The following is a 19,310-nucleotide window of genomic DNA, read 5'->3' as shown; positions in this document are numbered from 1 at the left end:
AGCTGACGTGACGTCACCCAGTGTCGAAGAGCGGATCGCTCAGGAGCAGGATTTTGGCTCCAAAGTGGAACTGGCCCTCGCTGCCACCAACCAGCTGTTCAACGCACGAAATTCGCCCAGCTACGTCGCGCAGGTTCTCCAGGGAGTCAACGCTGTCTCCACCAAGGTCCAGCGCACCACCCAGCCGTTCACCGGCGTCGGGCATGCTGAACTGAAAGCCAGGGTAGGCGCCGTCGATCTTGAACGTCCGCTGCCGGACACGGCTGCCGCCCTGGAGGAGCTGGATGAGCTCTACCTCAAGGACGCCATCTACTTCCACGATTCCCGCTACGCGGCACACCTGAACTGCCCGGTAGTCATTCCTGCGTTGGTGGGGGAGGCCGTACTTTCGGCGGTGAACTCTTCCATGGACACCTGGGACCAGAGTGCGGGTGCCACCATGATCGAGCGCCGCCTCATTGACTGGACGGCGGAACGCATCGGGTTCAGCGCCGAGGCTGACGGCGTGTTCACCTCCGGTGGCAGCCAGTCCAACTTCCAGGCTTTGCTGATCGCCCGCAATCATGCCGTTGCCAAGCTCCGGGCAACGAATGGGGACGCCCGCCTGCCGCTCCTACTGGACCGCCTCCGGATCTTCACGTCCGTGGACAGTCACTTCAGCATCCAGAAGTCCGCTTCCATGCTGGGCCTGGGCTTCGACGCAGTCATCGCGGTACCCACCACCGAAGACCACCGCATGGACCCCACTGCCCTTGCGGCTGCTTTGGCCGAAGCGCACGACGCCGGGCTGGTGCCGATGGCTGTTGTGGCCACTGCCGGGACCACGGACTTCGGTTCGGTTGACCCGCTGTCCGAAATGGCCGCCTTGGTCCGCGCCTACGATTCCTGGTTGCACGTGGACGGTGCCTACGGTGGCGGGCTGATCGTGTCGGGCCGCCACCGCCACCTCCTGGACGGCATCCACCTTGCCGATTCCGTCACTGTCGACTTCCACAAGACCTTCTTCCAGCCCGTCAGCTCCAGCGCAGTCCTGGTCCGCAACGGCTCCATGATGGGGCACGTCACCTACTACGCCGACTATCTGAACCCGGAGAGCGCGGCCAAGGCCGAAATCCCCAACCAAGTAGACAAGAGCATCCAGACCACCCGCCGCTTCGATGCGCTGAAGCTGTGGCTGACCCTCCGCATCATGGGCGCCGACGCCATTGGTGCGCTCTTCGACGAAGCGATCGATCTCACCGCCCGGGTGGGAACTCTGCTGGCTGATGACGCGGATTTCGAGCTGGCTGCGGCACCACAACTAAGCACCCTGGTCTTCCGCTTTCGCCCCGTGACGGACGGTGCTCCCCTCGACGAAGACGCAGCGGACGTCCTCAACCCGGCCATTCGCGCCGCAATCTTCGCGTCCGGCGAGGCAGTTGTGGCCGGCACCAAGGTGGCTGGCCATCACTACCTCAAATTCACCCTCCTCAACGCCGAGGCGAGCCTGAGGGACATTCAGGAAATCATCGAACTTATCCGCCGGGCGGGCACCACCCTGCTGGCAGGCACCACGGAGGCTGCAGCGTGAGCACCCAAGACAACGGCAAGATTTATGACGTCGCAGGCATCGGCGTCGGGCCTTTCAACCTGGGCCTGGCCGCCTTAAGCGAGCCCGTGGAGAATCTCGACTGCGTGTTCCTGGATAGGCGCGAGTCTTTCGACTGGCACCCTGGCATGATGCTTGAGCCTGCGCACTTGCAGGTTCCGTTCATGGCGGACCTCGTGACGCTCGCGGACCCGACGTCGCCGTTCTCGTTCCTGAACTTCCTGAAGCAGACCGGCCGCCTGTACCGCTTCTATATCCGCGAGAACTTCTACCCGCTGCGCGCCGAGTACAACCAGTACTGCCAGTGGGTGGCCGGACAGCTTGGATCCGTCCGTTTTAGCACGGATGTGCTGGATGTGACGTACGACGACGGCGTGTACCGGCTTACGGTGCAGGGCCCGGACGGCGCTGAGGTGCTTCGCGCCCGCAAGCTGGTCCTGGGCACAGGTACGTCGCCTTACGTTCCGGACTCCTGTGCAGGAATTGTGGACGCAGGCGGACTCGTCCTCCACAACGCGGACTACCTGTCGAGGAAGAGTGAGCTGCAGTCCAAGCGCAGCATCACTATCGTGGGCAGCGGCCAGAGCGCTGCGGAGCTGTACTACGAGTTGCTTCAGGAAATTGATGTGTACGGCTACCAGCTCAACTGGGTCACGCGATCTGGCCGTTTCTTCCCGCTCGAGTACACCAAGCTCACCCTCGAGATGACCTCGCCGGAGTACGTGGACTACTTCCATTCGCTCCCGGGCGAGCAGCGCGACTCGTTGATCAAGAGCCAGAAGAACCTCTACAAGGGCATCAACTCAGACCTGATCGACGACATCTACGATCTCCTCTACACCAAGAGCCTCTCCGGAATGGTGGACACACAGCTGCACACGCACTCCTCGCTCACTGCCGCCGAGTGGGACGCTGCCACGGGCACCCACACGCTCCAGCTTCACCACGAAGAACACGGGCGCGGCTACACCCTGGAGTCCGAAGCCGTGGTCCTCGCCACCGGTTACACCTACAAGGAGCCTGCCTTCCTGGCGGGCATCCAGGACCGGATCCGCCGCGACGCCAAGGGCAGGTTCGACGTCGAACGCAACTATGGGACCGGCGTGGAACCCGGCGAAATTTTCGTCCAGAACGCCGAGTTGCACACACACGGCTTCGTCACGCCGGACCTCGGGATGGCCGCCTACCGCAACTCCTGCATCCTGCGGGAAATCACCGGCCGTGAGGTCTACCCGATCGAGCGCAGCATCGCGTTCCAGCAGTTCGGTGCGCCGGCTCCCGTGGCTGCTTCGGAACCTGCCGCCGTCCCCGAAACCGTGGGAGCCACCGTATGAGCTTCACGTTCCGTCCCGTCGATCCGGTAGCGGATGCACCTGTCCTCCACAGCTGGGTCAGCCAGGAGTACGCCCGGTTCTGGGGCATGGTTTCTGCCACTGAGCAGGACGTTGTGGAGGAGTACTCCAAGATCGCTGAATCCGGCCATCACCAAGCGTTCCTGGGGCTCGACGACGGCGCCCCCGCCTTCCTGATGGAGCGGTACCGGCCGGAGTCATCGCCGTTGGCGGACGTCTACGAGGTCCAGCAAGGTGATGTCGGAATGCACCTCCTGGTGTCACCGCCCACCGGCCAGCCGCAGCCTGGCTTCACTACCGCCGTCATGCAGTCCGTGATGGCTGAACTGTTCGCTGACCCCGCAACCCGGCGGGTCGTCGTCGAACCTGACGCCCGCAACCACAAGATCCACGTCCTGAACGAAAAGGTGGGCTTCCGGCCTCACGGCGTGGTGACCCTTCCCGCCGTCGATCCCGCCGAAGACCATAAGCAGGGCCTGCTGAGCTTCTGCACCCGCGAGGATTTCCTTGCTACTTTGACCCCGATTCTGGCCGCGCCTGCCGCGGCGACCAGAGGAGAATCCCTATGACCACCTCTGCCGGCACCACCGAAGAGACCCTGAACCACGCCGCCGAGCCCGTGTCCCACCTGACTCCCGAGCGCTGGTCCGTCGCCAACCTGCACTTGGTCCGGAAGGCGATCGCCGAGTTCTCGCACGAGCGCATCCTGGTCCCGGAGCTGATCCGCGAAGAAGGCTCCGGCGTCGGGCTGTACAAGGTAGTAAGCGACGACGATACGACGGAATACCGCTTCCGGGCCCGGGTGCTCCAACTGGAGCACTGGTCCGTTTCTCCGGAATCCATTGTCCGGTTGCGGGATGGCGTGGAGCTTCCGGTAGACGCCTTGGACTTCATTGCCGAATTCCACGAGGCCTTGGCCATCCGCATGGAAATGCTGCCAGTGTACCTGGAGGAAATCAGCAGCACTCTGGCCAGCCACGCCTACAAGCAGGGCAAACCGTTCAGCTCGGCAGAATTGGCTGCGGGTGTCACCGGCGGGACTGACCGGGCCGCAGATTTCCAAGCCATTGAACACAGCATGACCGAGGGCCACCCGTGCTTTGTGGCCAACAACGGCCGCTTGGGCTTCGGGATTACCGACTACCACGCGTTCGCGCCGGAAACGGGTGCCACGGTGAAGCTGCAGTGGATCGCCGTGCATCGTAGCAAAGCGGTGTTTACGTCCAGCGCAGGCTTGGATTACCGGACACATTTCGAGGCCGAACTCGGGCCCGCGACGATTGCATGGTTCAACGCGGAACTGTCCGCGTCCGGCGTGGATCCCGAGGACTACCTCCTCATGCCGGTCCACCCGTGGCAGTGGGACAACAAGCTTACGGTGACGTTCGCGGCCGAAATCGCCCAGCGCCACATCGTGAACCTGGGCACCGGTGAAGACTCGTACCAGGCGCAACAGTCCATCCGGACGTTCTTCAACACCGACTTCCCGGAGAAGGCCTATGTGAAGACGGCCATGTCCGTGTTGAACATGGGCTTTATGCGGGGACTGTCCCCGCAGTACATGAAGGCCACTCCGGCCATCAACGACTGGCTGCAGGAACTGATCGGCAATGACCAGGAGCTCCAGAACCGGGGCCTGGCCATGATCCGTGAAACCGCGGCCATCGGCTACCACAACCACTACTACGAGGCTGCTTCGGCCAAGGGTTCGCCGTACCGGAAGATGCTTTCAGCCCTGTGGAGGGAAAGTCCGCTGCCGTTGCTCAAGGACGGGCAGCAGCTGGCTACCATGGCGTCATTGCTGCACGTGGATGCTGCCGGAAACTCCGTGGTTTCTGCACTGATTCAGCGCTCCGGCCTGGCACCTACCGAGTGGCTTCGCCGCTACTTTGAGGCCTACCTCGTGCCGTTGGTCCACTGCCTCTACGAGTACGAACTCGCGTTCATGCCGCATGGCGAAAACGTGATCCTGATCCTCGAAGACGGTGTGCCCGTGCGCGCGATCATGAAGGACATCGCCGAGGAAATCGTGGTGATGGGGGATCGGCTGGAACTTCCCGAGGAAGTATCCCGCGTCAAGGCCGAGATCCCTGCCGAGGAAATGGTCCTGGCCATTTTCACCGACGTGTTCGACTGTATCTTCCGCTTCCTTGGAGCAATCCTTGTGGAGGACGGGACGCTGCGCGAGGACGAGTTCTGGGGTACCGCGGCCGCCGTGCTGCGGGAATACCAGCAACGCCACCCGGAACTTGCGGACCAGTTCGCCATGCATGATCTTTTTGCGCCGGACTTCGAGCTCTCCTGCCTCAACCGCCTCCAGTTGAGGAACAACCAGCAGATGCTGGACATCTCGGATCCCTCAGGGGGGCTCCAGATGGCAGGCCGCTTGGCCAACCCGCTGGCGAAGTTCGCCTAGACCCCCGCCGAGGTGGCATTTGATGGCAATCGTGGTCGCAGACATTGTCATCGCATGCCACCTCGGCGCAGTGGGTGCAGCGTAACCCTTGACACTCCAACGTGACGCGGGATACATTGATGCACGTTATACGAATAACTGATACGAATAACCCTTACGCTGGAACGGCCCAAGGAGGTGCCCCATGGCTCAGTCGAAGCCACATTCCAAGCCGACCATGCACGATGTTGCTGCTGCCGCCGGTGTTTCACAAGCCACCGTGTCCTTGGTGCTGAACTCAGCCGGCGGGTCACGTTTTTCGGACGAAACCCGCCGCAAGGTCAAGGAGGCCGTGAATCAGCTCGGCTACCGGACCAACGCCCATGCGAAGATGCTTCGCGATGGATTGGCCGGCATGGTCGGATTTCTTGGCGACTCCGTGGCTACCTCCCCGTTTGCGGGAGCAATCATTGAAGGCGCGCAAGAACGCGCCTGGGAGGACGGGCTCCTTCTGCTGACCATGAACACCGGCGGCGACAAGGACCTTGAGGCCGCATCCCTTGACGCAATGCTCTCCTACAATGTGGCGGGCGTCGTTTACGGCTCCATGTATCACCGGCTGCTGGAGGTGCCCAAGGCTCTCGCCGGGGTCCCCTCGGTGGTGCTGAACTCACAGGACGGGGCGGGGCGGCTTCCCAGCGTCGCGCCCGATGAGGTGAACGGCGGCTATTCCGCTACCCGGCACTTGTTGAACGCCGGTCACACCCGCGTGGGGATGATCAACATCGAATTGCTCGAAAGTGGACTCCCCGCCGCTGTTGGTCGCTACGAAGGCTACAAGGCGGCCCTTTCAGAAGCAGGGCTGGACGTGGATCCTGCGTTGGTGCGCTTTGGCAGGGGCGGCGAAGATGACGGCTACAAATATGCCATGGAATTGATGACTGCCCCCACCCAGCCTACGGCGATCTTCTGCGCCAACGACCGGACGGCATGGGGTGCTTACCAGGCTGTGGCCGATCTTCGGCTGTCGATCCCCGACGACGTCTCGATTGTAGGTTTTGATAACCAGGCAATTGTCGCTCCGCATCTTCGTCCAGGGCTGACAACCCTTGAACTGCCCTTTGTTGCCATGGGCAGGCGTGCGGTTGACCTGATCCTCCAAGGTGCCGAACCCGATGGGCGGGTGGAGCTGATGGAGTGCCCCCTTATTGAACGAAAGTCAGTTACACACCCTAAGGAGATGCCATGAGCCGCACTATGCCGGCGAAACGCGGGCGTCCGTCTGCGGCACCGGTGCCGCAACTTCCGCACAGAAAAATTTCTGCTTCGCTCCGCCTCAGGCGAATTCTTCGGGCCTGGCAGTTATACGTATTACTAGCTCCGGCGATTATCTACATCCTGGTCTTCAAGTACTGGCCGATGTATGGCGTGCAGATCGCCTTCAAGAATTACAACCCGGTGGACGGCTTCACGGACAGTCCATGGGTTGGGCTGGACCACTTCGTCCGTTTCGTGAACTCCTACCAGTTCGGCCAGGTGGTGGGAAACACGCTGTGGATCGCGGTTCTGGGCCTCCTGGTGGCCTTCCCCATCCCCATCATTCTGGCTTTGCTGGTCAACCAGCTCCAGAGCGAACGGTTCAAGAAGTTCACCCAGACGGTGCTCTACTCGCCGGCCTTCATTTCCACCGTTGTGGTGGTGGGCATCATGTTCGTGGTCTTGTCCCCACGGTCGGGGCTGGTCAATAACGCAATACAGCTGGCAGGCGGCGAGCCGATCTTCTTTATGGGTTCGGCTGAGTGGTTCCGGCCCGTGTACGTCATCTCGGATGTCTGGCAGAACGCTGGGTTCTCCATGATCGTGTATCTCGCAGCACTGGCCGCAATCGACCCCGCCCTGCACGATGCAGCGAAGGTGGACGGGGCGTCCAAGCTTCAGCGCATCCGCCACATCGACCTGCCGGGCATCATGCCGGTGGTGACCATTCTCTTCATCCTGGCTATCGGCAACTTGCTGAACGTGGGCTTCGAGAAGGCGTTGCTGATGCAGACACCCTTGAACCTCTCGTCCTCGGAGATCATCCAGACCTACGTCTACCACGCTGGCCTGCAGCAGGCGCAGTTCAGCTACTCGGCCGCCATTGGCCTGTTCAACTCCCTCCTCAACCTCGCGCTGCTGCTCGTTTTCAACACGATCGCGCGCCGGGCCAACCAAGCGACCCTGTGGTGATGCCGAAATGTCCCTGACAACCAAACCCTCAACTTTCCGTCCAGGGACCCGCAGTCCCGACCCGGGCCGCCCGAAACAGTCGCTGCGGGACAAATACGGCGATCGTGTCTTCAACGTGGCCGCCACGGCGGTGCTGCTGTTGTCCATCCTGGCTGTGGTCTACCCGCTCTACTTCATTGTCATCGCTTCCATCAGCGACCCCAATGCCGTCTATGAGGGGAAGGTCTGGCTGTTCCCTTCCGGTGTCACCACCGAGGGCTACGAACGGATCTTCGCTGACAGCAGGATTTGGAACGGCCTCGGGAACACGCTCATGTACACGGTCCTGGGAACCGCCATCAGCGTTACCACCATCCTGTGCGGCGCCTACGCGCTGTCCAGGAAGGACATGCCTGGCCGCAAAATCCTAATGCTCCTGTTCGTCATCACCATGTTCTTTGACGGCGGACTCATCACCAAGTATCTGGTGGTTCGGGACCTGGGCATGCTGGACACCATCTGGGCAGTGGTCCTGCCGGGAGCCGTGGGCGTCTGGAATTTGATCATCGCCAGGTCATTCTTCGAGCACACCATCCCGAACGAACTGCGCGAGGCCGCCCAGATGGACGGGGCAACCGACTTCAAGTTCTTCTTCAACATGGTCCTGCCACTGTCCAAGCCCTTGATCATGCTGATGATCATGGTGCACGTCGTCGCCCATTGGAACTCGTTCTTCGATGCGCTGATCTTCCTCAACGACGACACCAAGTATCCGCTGCAGCTGGTGCTGCGGAACATCCTGATCCAGTCAGACGTCTCCTCCACCGGAACAACCGGCGGGGACATCGAATCCTATGCGGCAGCGCAGAGGATCGCAGAGCTCACCAAGTACGCCATGATCGTCGTCTCGAGCCTGCCACTCATGATTGCCCTGCCATTCATGCAGAAGCACTTCACCAAGGGCGCCATGATCGGCGCTGTCAAATAGTCGTTCTCCCCGCAATACGGCCCCGGGCGTTCGGCTCAGGACCGCATCCACCCACACCCTCAGAACAGGAAATGACCATGGCTATCAGCCGCAAACTCGCCGTTCTTGGCGCCGTCCTGGCCGGAACGTTGACGTTCACCGCCTGCTCCGGCTCCACCCCGGGCACCACGGAGATCAAAGACGCCTCCGCGGACTTCGGCTTTCAGGAGACAGGCCTCCCGATTGTCAGCAAGCAGCTGACGCTGAAGTTCTCCGGAACCAAGGCAGCCCTGGCACCGGACTACAACACCATGACAGTGGTGAAGGAATGGGAAAAGGCCACCAACGTGCACGTCGAGTGGGAAAATCTTCCCGAGACGGTATTCCAGGAAAAGAAGAACCTGATCCTGGCCAGCGGCGACCTGCCGGACGCGTTCTTCAACACTGGCCTGACTGACGCCGAAATTGCCACGTACTCCGCCAGCGGCACTTTGATCCCGTTGGAAGGACTGATCGAGAAGAACGCGCCGAACCTGTCAAAGCTCCTCTCCGAGCGCCCGGACATCAAGGCAGCGATCACCTCGTCGGACGGACACATTTACTCCCTGCCCTCTGTGGAGGAGCTCGGGCTGGTTCAGTTCCCCAACGAATTGGCCATCAACACCGCTTGGCTCAAGAAGCTCGACATCCCCATGCCGAAGACCATCGATGAGTTCCACGACGCCCTGGTGGCCTTCAAGTCCCGGGACGCCTCAGGCACAGGCAGGACCATTCCCTTGAGCTTCATGCCCGGCTCGTGGTGCGGTGACATCGTGGACCTGATTGCGGCTCTCGGCGGGACACCGGACAATATGGACCACCGCATCGTCCAGGACGACAAGGTCATTTTCACTGCCACCCAGGATGGCTACAAGAAGGCCATCCAAACGCTGCACGAATGGTACAAGGAAGGCTTGATCGATCCTGAGTCCTTCTCCCAGGACGACAAAGCCTATTTGGCGAAGGGCAAGGCCGCTACGGAAAACCTCGGCTCATTCGTCTGGTGGGAAATTCCTGAAATGGTTGGCGCGGACCGTGCCGGCGAATACGCCCTGGTGCCGGTACTTGAGGGCGTCGACGGAAAACGAATCGCCAGCCAATCCAACAACCAGGAAATCGCCCGCGGCGCATTCGCCATCACCCGGGCCAACAAATACCCGGCAGCGACCATGCGCTGGGCCGACAACCTCTACGATCCCATCCAGTCCGCCCAAGCCAACTGGGGCCCTATCGGCGAGACCCTCCAGAAGGATGCCAACGGCATCCTGACCCAAATCCCGGCACCGGCCGGAACCAGCGAAGGCGAACGACGCCAAAAGGTCGCCCCGGGTGGACCGAAGGCGAACACCGCCGAAAACTTCACGTCCGTCGTCGCGCCCGAACCACGCGCCGCAGCGCGACAGAAGACTGTAACCGAGCACTACAAGCCCTTTGCGGGAAATGACGGCTACCCGCCCGTGGCGCTGTCCAACGAAGAGCTCCAGCAGATCGGCACCATTCAGGCCGACGTCACCTCGCTGGTCAAGCAAAACACCGCGAAGTGGATCGTCTCCGGCGGCATCGAGCAGGAATGGGATGGCTACGTCACCCAACTCAAGAACGTTGGCGTCGACAAAATGATCGAGGTCTATCAAGCCGCCTACGACCGCTTCAAGAAGAACTCCTAACCAACACCGCCTACTGGCAGGCCGACGCTGACCGCGCCGGCCTGCCGGCATCCCGGGGCTGCCCCCTCCACCGAGAAACGAGACTCGTCCTTCATGACTGCCGCCACCGCCACGACAACTGACATCTTCCGACCAGCCCTGCATTACAGCGCCGGAAGTACGTGGCTGAACGACCCCAACGGCCTCATCCATCATGACGGCGTTTACCACCTGTACTACCAAAACAACCCCTTGGACTCAGTCTGGGGAAACCTGTCCTGGGGCCACGCAACATCCGCGGATCTTCTGACCTGGACTGAGCGCCCGGTGGCCATCTCCTGCGACGAAAAAGAAGACATCTTCTCCGGAAGCATCGTTTTCGATCGTCACAACACCAGCGGGTTCGGCCAGGACGGAACAGCGCCGCTGGTGGCCATCTACACCAGTGCTTTCAAAGCTGCTTCCGGGCTGGAAGGCATCCAAGCCCAGTCTTTGGCGTACAGCCTGGACGGCGGTTACACGTGGACCAAACACACCGGAAACCCCGTCCTGAACCGCAACTCCGCCGAGTTCCGTGACCCTAAAGTCATCCGCTATTCCGGGCCAGCCGGTGACTACTGGGTCATGGTGGCCGTTGAAGCGAAGGACTTCCAGGTTGTCCTCTACAAGTCCCATGACCTCAAGTCCTGGGAGTACCTGAGCACCTTCGGGCCAGCGAACGCCACGGGAGGCGTGTGGGAATGTCCTGATCTGTTCCCCCTTCCGCTGGACGGCGACCCGAACAACGTCCAGTGGGTCCTGATCGTGAACCTCAACCCCGGTGGCCCCAATCTGGGTTCTGCCGGTCAGTACTTCGTGGGAGATTTCGACGGGACAACCTTTTCGTCCGCCACAACTGTCACGGAAGGGCACCAGGACTCCGAGCGGCTCAGGGAGTACCGGTGGTTGGACTGGGGGCGGGACTACTATGCTGCCGTGTCATTCGCGGACGTTCCGGACAACCGCAAGCTCACCATCGCCTGGATGAACAACTGGGAGTACGCCAACAGCATTCCCACCTCGCCTTGGCGGAGCCCCATGTCACTGGTCCGGGAGTTGACACTCCAAACCGTTGACGGCGAAGCGCACCTGATCCAGCAGCCAGCGGGAGACTGGGCTGCCCTGGAGGCCCCGGTAGCAAACTTCAGCCTTCCCGAGACCGCCATCTCCCAGGGCACCACCATTCTTGATGGTGCCGCAGGAACTGTCCAACGCATCGACGTCTCCTGGACGCCGGGAACCGCCGAAGAATTCGGGGTGGTGGTCCGTGGCGAAGGCGGGCAAGGAACCCGTATTGGCGTCCGGCCTGCGGAAGGGACCCTCGTAGTCGACCGCCGCGAATCAGGCCAGACGGACTTCCGCGAAACGTTCGCGTCCATTGACACCGCGCCCATCCGCCTCATGGACGGTCACTACAAGCTCACCGTCTTCGTGGACCGGTGCTCCGTTGAAGTATTCGCACAAGGCGGGCAAGTCACCATGACCGAACTCATTTTCCCTTCACCGACCAGCAAGGACGTCTCCGTCTATGCTTTGGGAGGCTCGGTCACGATCAATAGCCTGCACATCAGCCAGTACGCGTAGGCCACCCACGCCACCCAAAAGGCCGCCGCTGGCGAAGTGGCCCTGGACCATCCTCGAGGGGTTGGCTTTCGGCACTTTCAGGTTTTGAGAGAGTCGAGAGCTAACCCCTCGGCGAGGGAACCAGCGCCACGACCTCTGTTTGGTAGGCCTGCGAGGACGTCATCGATCCCCGGAACCAGCACAGTGCATGCACGGAGGGATCGCCCGGGACCACCATGGGCCTGAGATTGTCCCCGGTGGATCCCTCCGTGATGGCTTCCCATGTCCAGCCGGCACCGGAATCGGACGTGACGCCCCGGTAGATTTCGTAATGCGCAGTGGTGGCACCCGTCCGCGGATCCACAGGTGTGGAGATGTAGACGCGGTTCAGGTCATGGGGGTCTACGGCGCCCAGCCCGGTGTAGTCCTGCTCGTGCGGCAGGAGGCCAGGACCGGCGACGGCGAGCGCATGAAGCTCCCAGCGCACGCCATCGAAGCGCGCGTACAGCAGGCGGTGATCGTCGACGTCGAGCATTTGCTCCCGCTGCAGCGGACCGTTGACGTCGTTGGCCCGGCAGGTGACGATAGCTGCCAGTTCCGTGCCCTGCCGGCGCACGTCAGTAGTCCAACCGTGGGTGAGGACGTCGCCGTCGAGCGTTGTTCCGGCTTCGAAAAGCGTGGTGAGGGCTGACTGGTTGATGCCGGCCGAGCCGATGACCGGCTTGTTGACCACGTTCCCAGCAGCGTCGTGGAGGGCGTCGTTCTGGAGATAGCCGTGGTAGATGCTGTTGTTGAAATCGCGCGGATGGTGGTCCGTGGTGATGAGGTCGATCCGGTCCGTGCCATTCCCGACATAGCGCGTGTACCCGTTAACGTAGCCGATCTTGGGTCGGGTGAAGAGCTTGCCGCCGTAGGTCCAGGTGCTGCCGTGGTCGTCGGAGATCATCAGCGTGGGATCGTCGTTGATGGCACGGACAAAGTTGTAGACCCGGTCCTCCCCGCTCAGATGATGCAGGTTGGAGTAGGTTGCGCCTCGGCCGTCGGCGAGTTCTGTCCAATCGAACTGCTGCTCCGGCTCCCATTCAGAGGCGTCGTGAGGACGTGTCGAAATCCGCCACCGTGAGTAGTTGTCCGTTTTGTGCCTGGCGTACATCGCCACGTAACGACCATCCGGCCGGATCAGGAGGGCCGGGGCATTGTGGTCATCGGACTCCAAACGGTGGTGGAGCACGTGGACGCGGCTCTGGCCAGTCCCAAGATCCAGGACCGCAATTTCTATGTTTCCGCCGCGTTCTGCGCCACCAGGCCCTTCCGGCGAGGCCACGGATCCGAGCAACAAGGTGTTGTTGGCGGGGTCGATCAGTGCGCGCTCATCCTGGAACCAGCACCAAGCGCCGTTGTTGTTGAGGGGTAGTGGCACTTGTTGCGATGGGGCGGGGTTGGCCATGGGAATCCTTTGCGGCTTTGCATCGTTTCAATTCCAGAGTGGGTACTAGTCTAGGCGCATGACGACTCGAGCCAACGAACTCACTGCCCTGGTGACAGGGGCCACCGCCGGGCTCGGTGCGGAATTCGCCCGCCAGCTCGCTGAAGCCGGACACCACCTGGTCCTGGTGGCCCGCGACGAACAGCGCCTGAAAGAAACGGCCGAAGAGCTCGAACGCGACTTCAGTATCTCGGCGGAGGTCCTGTCCGCTGACCTGACCACCGACGTCGGGGTAACAGCTGTGGCGGACCGCTTGCGGGATGCTGCGCGGCCCGTGGATGTCCTGGTCAACAACGCCGGCATCGGGCTGTTGAAGTCGTTCGAAAGGAATGACCTGGACGAAGAAAAGCACCATCTGCGGCTCCACGTCCAGACGCCCATGGAATTGTGCCATGCGGCGCTGGAAGTCATGCTTGCCCGCGGTAAGGGCCGGATCATCAACGTTGCCAGCGTGGCGGCGTTTGCCAACAGGGGCACTTACTCGGCCGCCAAGGCGTGGCAGGTGACATTCAGCCGGTGGGCGAACATCACCTACGCCAAGTCCGGCGTTCAGGTCACTGCCGTATGCCCGGGTTTCACGCATACCGAATTCCACGACCGTATGGGCATGGACAAGTCCGTGGCTCCCCGTTTCCTGTGGCTCACTGCCGAGCGCGTGGTGCGTGAAGGGCTGGCGGACAACGCCAAGGGCAAAGGTGTTTCCATTCCGACGCGCAGGTACAAGGTGGTCAGCTTCTTCGCACGTGTCCTTCCAGCGCAACTTACGTCCGGACCGCCCAGGCGGCCGCTGGAGCCGTAAGCCTCCCAAAGTGTTCACTTGGTAGGCATTCGGCTTTAGGCTGAGGCTGGAGTGCGGCACCGGGGCGCGGCGGCTGTACTGGGGCTTCAGCAGCGTGGCTCCGCAAAATGAGGCTCGCGGGAGCCTCGTTTGCCCGCGAACAAGGCCGTGTCCGAAACGGGTAGCGGCATGGGCGGAACAGCACCGGCGGACAGCAACGGGCGCCACGGAACAGGGTTTGGCGGTGACGGAATTGTTGCCGTGGCTGACAGCGACATGGATTTGGTCCTTCAGGTTCGCGCAGGCGATAGGACTGCGTTCAAGGTGCTCTTCGAGAGGCACCAAGGGACGGCACGGAAGGTAGCAGCGGCGCAGGTGGATAACTTTGCAGACGTTGACGACGTCGTGGCAGACGCTTTCGCTTCCGTTTACCAAAGCATCACCGCGGGGAAGGGGCCAGACACATTCTTCCGCGCTTACCTGCTGACTGCCGTGCGGCGATTCGCCTATCACGCTAATCGGGGGGCGTCGCGTACCCGCCCTACCGCTGAGTCGTTCGTGCTGGATTCGGCGGTGTTCCATGATGATCCTGCAGTGGCCCACTTCGAATCCAAGGCCGTTGCCCAGGCGTTCCGCTCCCTTCCTGAACGGTGGCAGGAAGTCCTTTGGTACGTTGACATCGAAGGGTTGAAGCCGGCTGCTGCTTCGACGTTGCTCGGCTTGAACCCCAACGGGGTTTCCGCCCTGGCGCTTCGTGCGCGGGAACGCCTGCGCCAGGTGTACCTGCAGAACCACATCACGTCATCCGCTGGAGATGACTGCGAAGAATACTCGGCGCAGTTGGGTGCCTACGCCCGCGAAGGTCTGAGGCGGCGCAGCCAGGACAGGGTGCGGGCACATCTTGAGGGCTGTCCCAAGTGCACTGCCTTGCTGCTTGACCTCAACGATGTGCAGTCAGCCATGCGGGCTGTGGTCTTCCCGTTGGTAGCCGGAGTTGCGTTTACCTCCGTCTTCCCTGCGCTTGCGGCCACGGGCGCCGGAGCAGGGGTGGGCGCCGGCGTGGTGCACGGCCTGCCGCACAAGGAGATGGCCCTCTTCTTGAAGGTGGGCGCTGGAGTGATGGCCGTGGCAGCAGTGTCGGTGGGCGCAGCCGTAGCGTTGAGTGGCGCAGGGTCAAACACGGCTGAGGTACCAGTGGCGGAGGTATCGCCTACCGCTCAAGGGCAAATTTCTTACGATCCTGATCCAGCCGCCCCGGGAACCGGGGAGCAGGATCAGCCCCAACTTCCTGCCCCCAATGAGCCTTCGAACGGAGCGGTAGAGAAGCCTGCCGTGTTTCCCTTTCCCGTGCCAACGAAACCAGCGCCCAGCGGGTTTCCAGCACCCTCGCCGTCCCAGAAGAATCTACTGTTTCCGACGTTCGCACCGACGGGGCAGCCGACCATCCCGGCACTGGTGCCGGTTCCGAGCGCAACCCCGACCCCGAGCCCAACGCCAAGCCCCACTCCGACGCAAACCCTCACGGCCACGCCCAGCCCTACTTTCACGGCCACGCCATCACCGGCGCCCGCTGTGACAGCCACGTTCCGTGCTGAACCGGGGACCACGGCCTCCGACGTGAATGTCACTATCACCTTCACCCTTCAAGGCACGGCGCCCTCCGCGGCAGAAGCGGTTTTCACGATTTCTGAAGAGGCCCACATGATCCGCGGAAAACTCAGTGAACCGGCAGGCTGGACGTGTGCGTCCGGTGATGCAGCCACCCGGCAGTTCCACTGCACCAGCACCGCTGTGGATCCGGATGCGCTTGAATTCTCGCTGGGAGTTTCCAAAGTGGATGACGCCGGGACCACCACGATGTATTACGAGTTCGGCGGCATTGGCATTGAAACGGCAACCTTCTCCACCACGTTCTAGGGAACATTGACTGGATTCAAGTGCGGGGGACCGGGTGAGGATGACACTTCAACCTGGTCGTCCAGAACTGACAGCTACTGCAGCACGCGACTCCGTGGAGCCCGCACCAGCACCGCCACCGCGATGCCCACCACCGCTCCCACGAAAGTCTCGATGGCACGCTCCATCACCAGTACGCCCGGATCCACGGGGGCCGCGAGTTGGGCGATCAGCAGGATCACGGGAGTGAAGAACACCATGGCCCACCCGTAGTGCCGCGCCATGAAGAGCTCGGTAGGGAACTGGCACAGGACCACCAGCACGGCCAACACCACGGCGGTGTGGCCCGGGAAGTACTGGAGCGGCGACAGCGGGCTGGGGAAAAGTACGACGGCGACCACCGCCAACCCGAGGAACGTCCCCACGATGCGGTGGATGCCCCGGTGGACGCGGCTGGGGAGATCGGCGCCAGCGAGGGGTACGGCCGCGGCGGCCATGGCCCAGTGCGGATGGCCGCTGCCGCTGAGGATTCCGATGGCCCCGGCCACGCTGACAGCGAGGGCATAGCGCACAGCATGAACCATGGCCGCCTGGACCAATGGTCCCTGCCGGAGGGGGCCGCGGAGAACGGGAACGTCGCGGACGGCGCCGGACTCCCACCCCCGGTGCCGGAACCACCCGGCGAAGCCAACCAGCAGCGACAAGGCGGCGGACGCAGCCCCGATGAGCACCGCCGTCGTGAGTGGGACGTTGGTTGGCACCGAAGCGCAGGCGCCCAGCGCGAGGATGCCAAAGAACGGGCCGATGGGCTTGAGGCGGACGGCATCCGCATACAGGGATCCAGCTCCGGCGAACAGGGTGGCCACCAGCACCAGCCACCACGAGTGGATGTGGTGGACGGAAAGGAACACCCCGATGGTCAGCCCACCCACCAGGAACAGGGCGGCCTGGGCTTGGTGCTTGAGCCTGAGCTGATGCGTTTCGTTGCGTCCGTACATCCCTGTCAGCGCACCGAACACGGCGTACATCATGAGGTCCGGGCGGCCGATGAGAATGAGGAACAGTCCCGGGACTGCGACGCTCAGGGCAACACGGACGGCGGAGAGGCGATCGTTGTTGGCCGGGCCCAGCCGATGGAGTTCACGGGCATGGGCGATGATTGCGGGCACGGGGGAACACCACCAATCATCGAGGGACTCCCTTGAAAATTATCAGGATGGCCAACTGTGCCGCCATAAGCCCGGTCACAAGCCGTAGCGAGATGGGGCACACGGAGCCGGGAAGGTCTGGGAAGATCAAGGTATGCCCGTCGCTTTCGTCTGTCGCACCCGCTCCTCCATGCCGCCGCAGGAGTTGTTCGATCTCTCCCGCAACATCGACGCCCATGTGGGGTCGATGACCAAGAGCCGCGAGAAGGCAGTGGACGGGGTCACCACTGGTTTGATCTCCGAAGGTGAGACCGTCACCTGGCAGGCCTGGCACCTCGGAGTCCGGTTCCGCATGACCAGCCGCATCACGCAGATGGAGGCGCCGGCGTCGTTCTCGGATGAACAGGTGAAGGGCCCCTTCAAGTACCTCCGCCACACGCATGAGTTTCGGCCGGACGGCAGCGGGACGCTCATGGTGGACACCATCGAATTCGCTGCCCCCTTCGGACCGTTGGGCCGCTTGGTGGAGAAGCTGGTCCTGGGCCGCTACATGCAAAACCTGATCGAGAAGCGCAACGAATTCCTGGTGGCCCAGGCACCCCCGGCACTGGACGCCCGGCAATGATCAGGCTCGCGCATGCGGACGATCTCCTGATTCTGCAGGACATCGAGCGTGCCGCGGGCCAGGCGTTCCGGGCGTTGGGAATGGATTCAGTCGCGGACGACGAGCCACTCTCCACCAATGAGCTGCAGGGTTACGCCGCGGCCGGCCGTGCGTGGGTTTACGTTGACGGGCTCGACTACCCGGTGGCGTACCTCTTGGCGGATGTCGTTGACGAGGCCGGGCATGTGGAACAGGTCAGCGTCCATCCGGACTACGCGCACCAAGGCCTGGGCCGCGAGCTCCTGCATGCCGCCCGCGTATGGACCCGCGGCCATGGAATGCAGCGCCAAACCCTGAGCACCTTCCGGGATGTGCCATGGAACGCCCCGTACTACCGCCGCCTTGGCTTCGAGGTGCTCGACGCCGGCAGCTGGGGTCCGCAATTGACCCGCCTGATGGAGCATGAGGCTGAGCTGGGCCTGACGCGCTGGCCGCGGGTAGCGATGTGGCGTCCGGCTGTCCCGCCCAGGTAGCCCAAACACAGTCAGTCCGCCACCAGCTCCACCTCGTAGCTGTCCGTGTTGAGAAGGTACGCAGCGTAGTGGTCCGGGCCGCCGGCGTGCGGGTATTTGGACTCGAACATCTCATACCAGCCCGCGTCCGCGCCGAGCGCCCTGATCCGGTCAACATTCTCGCGGGTGCCTGCGTGGAAGGCCACGTGATTGACCCCCGGATCAGTGCGCCGGTGGGTTGTGGCGGTGGCAGCATCCGTCTGCTCCACCACCACGTAGGTGCCGCCAAGCTTCCAACTGCACCCTGTGGGCCACTCCTGGAAGGGCACGTAACCGAGCTCGCCCAGCAACCAGCCCCACTCTTCCCTGGCCCGCTCAAGGAATGGCACCCAGATCTCAAGATGATGGATGGACCCTTTAGGCCTGGGGGATTCCGAAACAACCTCACGCATGCGCCGAGTCTACGAGGTACGCGCCCGTTCCACATCGGCTGCGCTCGCCGAGTCGCCACGGGCCCGGAGTCCCGCGATGACTCCGTCAACATCAGCCGGAGTACGGTTCTGGCTGAGTTTCGTCTTCGCTTCCACCCGGGTGATGACGAGTTCGACGCCGACAATCGCCTTCAGCTGCCCGGCAATGAACCGCTCGGGTGCTTCGTCAACGGTCCAGGGTTTGGGCATGCCGGCCTCATGCTGGTTGGACAGACGCCGCACGTGCCGGCCCAACCAGTCGGCGTCGTCATGGATCACCAGCTCGCCGTACACATGGGCGGTGGAGTAGTTCCAGGTGGGCACCACCCGGCCGTGTTCGGCTTTGGAGGCGTACCAGGACGGCGAGATGTAGGCATCGTTGCCCTGCACGATCATGATGGCCTCGCCGGTTGCAGCTGAAGACCACTGGGCGTTGTTGCGGGCCATATGCGCGTGCAGGGCACCGTGCCCACCGATCGAGGGTTCGTAGACGAAGGGGAGCAGCGTGGCGAGCAAGCCGTCCCCGGTCATGGTGACAAGGTTGGCAGCCCCGGTGTGCTGGAGCAGCGATTCAACGGCTTCGGGGGAGGGGGCAAAGTGTGCCGGCGTGTACATGGGT

Annotated in this window: 17 protein-coding genes; 13 read left to right on the top strand and 4 right to left on the bottom strand. The window is 62.5% G+C overall.

What is annotated here, in order from left to right; translation table 11 throughout:
• Positions 1–7 precede the first annotated feature (7 nt).
• From ACIQLI_RS02385 to ACIQLI_RS02345, 9 genes are all read left to right on the top strand, one after another.
• Entirely contained in the window at positions 8–1,570 is a 1,563-nt protein-coding gene (locus ACIQLI_RS02385) for an aspartate aminotransferase family protein (protein ID WP_354231875.1), read from the top strand.
• Entirely contained in the window at positions 1,567–2,922 is a 1,356-nt protein-coding gene (locus ACIQLI_RS02380; RefSeq protein ID WP_400384602.1) for a lysine N(6)-hydroxylase/L-ornithine N(5)-oxygenase family protein, read from the top strand. Before ACIQLI_RS02385 ends, ACIQLI_RS02380 begins: the two co-directional genes overlap by 4 nt.
• On the top strand, positions 2,919–3,509 hold the full coding sequence (locus ACIQLI_RS02375; protein ID WP_354231879.1) for a GNAT family N-acetyltransferase: 591 nt from the start codon (positions 2,919–2,921) through the stop codon (positions 3,507–3,509). The genes ACIQLI_RS02380 and ACIQLI_RS02375 overlap by 4 nt, the downstream gene beginning before the upstream one ends.
• Entirely contained in the window at positions 3,506–5,356 is a 1,851-nt protein-coding gene (locus ACIQLI_RS02370) for an IucA/IucC family protein (RefSeq protein ID WP_400384600.1), read from the top strand. Before ACIQLI_RS02375 ends, ACIQLI_RS02370 begins: the two co-directional genes overlap by 4 nt.
• Positions 5,357–5,540: 184 nt before the next feature.
• The gene (locus ACIQLI_RS02365; protein ID WP_400384598.1) at positions 5,541–6,584 is read left to right on the top strand and encodes a LacI family DNA-binding transcriptional regulator; all 1,044 of its coding nucleotides are present in this window, start codon (positions 5,541–5,543) and stop codon (positions 6,582–6,584) included.
• Positions 6,581–7,564: an ABC transporter permease subunit gene (locus ACIQLI_RS02360; protein WP_354231885.1), complete on the top strand. Its 984-nt coding sequence runs from the start codon at positions 6,581–6,583 to the stop codon at positions 7,562–7,564. The genes ACIQLI_RS02365 and ACIQLI_RS02360 overlap by 4 nt, the downstream gene beginning before the upstream one ends.
• A gap of 7 nt (positions 7,565–7,571) precedes the next feature.
• Positions 7,572–8,531 carry a carbohydrate ABC transporter permease gene (locus ACIQLI_RS02355; RefSeq protein WP_354231887.1) on the top strand — a complete coding sequence of 320 codons (960 nt, stop codon included), beginning with the start codon at positions 7,572–7,574 and terminating at the stop codon, positions 8,529–8,531.
• A 77-nt stretch (positions 8,532–8,608) separates the two neighbouring features.
• Positions 8,609–10,216, top strand: a complete 1,608-nt coding sequence (locus ACIQLI_RS02350) for an ABC transporter substrate-binding protein (RefSeq protein WP_400384595.1) — start codon at positions 8,609–8,611, stop codon at positions 10,214–10,216.
• Positions 10,217–10,309: 93 nt separating this feature from the next.
• On the top strand, positions 10,310–11,818 hold the full coding sequence (locus tag ACIQLI_RS02345) for a glycoside hydrolase family 32 protein (RefSeq protein WP_400384593.1): 1,509 nt from the start codon (positions 10,310–10,312) through the stop codon (positions 11,816–11,818).
• Positions 11,819–11,918: 100 nt separating this feature from the next.
• Here ACIQLI_RS02345 and ACIQLI_RS02340 read toward each other — a convergent pair whose 3' ends face one another.
• Positions 11,919–13,244: a BNR-4 repeat-containing protein gene (locus ACIQLI_RS02340; protein WP_400384591.1), complete on the bottom strand. Its 1,326-nt coding sequence runs from the start codon at positions 13,242–13,244 to the stop codon at positions 11,919–11,921.
• A 58-nt stretch (positions 13,245–13,302) separates the two neighbouring features.
• Here ACIQLI_RS02340 and ACIQLI_RS02335 point away from each other — a divergent pair, with 58 nt between their 5' ends.
• Together ACIQLI_RS02335 and ACIQLI_RS02330 are read left to right on the top strand one after the other, a co-directional pair.
• Positions 13,303–14,082, top strand: coding sequence for an SDR family oxidoreductase (locus ACIQLI_RS02335; RefSeq protein WP_089593303.1), 780 nt, complete (start codon positions 13,303–13,305; stop codon positions 14,080–14,082).
• 129 nt (positions 14,083–14,211) lie between these two features.
• Positions 14,212–15,978, top strand: a complete 1,767-nt coding sequence (locus ACIQLI_RS02330; RefSeq protein WP_400384589.1) for a sigma-70 family RNA polymerase sigma factor — start codon at positions 14,212–14,214, stop codon at positions 15,976–15,978.
• Between the two features lie 74 nt (positions 15,979–16,052).
• Here ACIQLI_RS02330 and ACIQLI_RS02325 read toward each other — a convergent pair whose 3' ends face one another.
• Positions 16,053–17,126 (bottom strand): FUSC family protein, encoded by a 1,074-nt coding sequence (locus ACIQLI_RS02325; protein WP_400384587.1) that lies wholly within the window; start codon positions 17,124–17,126, stop codon positions 16,053–16,055.
• 133 nt (positions 17,127–17,259) lie between these two features.
• On the opposite strand from ACIQLI_RS02325, the gene ACIQLI_RS02320 reads away from it, so the two are divergent.
• Complete coding sequence (locus tag ACIQLI_RS02320; protein ID WP_207595884.1) at positions 17,260–17,730, top strand: SRPBCC family protein; 471 nt, start codon at positions 17,260–17,262, stop codon at positions 17,728–17,730.
• Positions 17,727–18,242 carry a GNAT family N-acetyltransferase gene (locus tag ACIQLI_RS02315; RefSeq protein ID WP_400384585.1) on the top strand — a complete coding sequence of 172 codons (516 nt, stop codon included), beginning with the start codon at positions 17,727–17,729 and terminating at the stop codon, positions 18,240–18,242. Before ACIQLI_RS02320 ends, ACIQLI_RS02315 begins: the two co-directional genes overlap by 4 nt.
• An 11-nt stretch (positions 18,243–18,253) precedes the next feature.
• Here the strand turns inward: ACIQLI_RS02315 and ACIQLI_RS02310 are convergent, their stop codons facing one another.
• A complete protein-coding gene (locus tag ACIQLI_RS02310) occupies positions 18,254–18,673 on the bottom strand; it encodes a VOC family protein (protein ID WP_400384583.1) in 420 nt (139 codons plus the stop codon).
• 9 nt (positions 18,674–18,682) lie between these two features.
• Positions 18,683–19,306, bottom strand: coding sequence for an FMN-binding negative transcriptional regulator (locus ACIQLI_RS02305; RefSeq protein WP_400384581.1), 624 nt, complete (start codon positions 19,304–19,306; stop codon positions 18,683–18,685).
• Between the last annotated feature and the right edge of the window lie 4 nt (positions 19,307–19,310).

This window comes from Paenarthrobacter sp. NPDC091669 (assembly GCF_044756725.1).
Classification (GTDB): domain Bacteria; phylum Actinomycetota; class Actinomycetes; order Actinomycetales; family Micrococcaceae; genus Arthrobacter; species Arthrobacter bambusae_C.
This window is presented reverse-complemented; position numbering and strand designations above follow the sequence as displayed.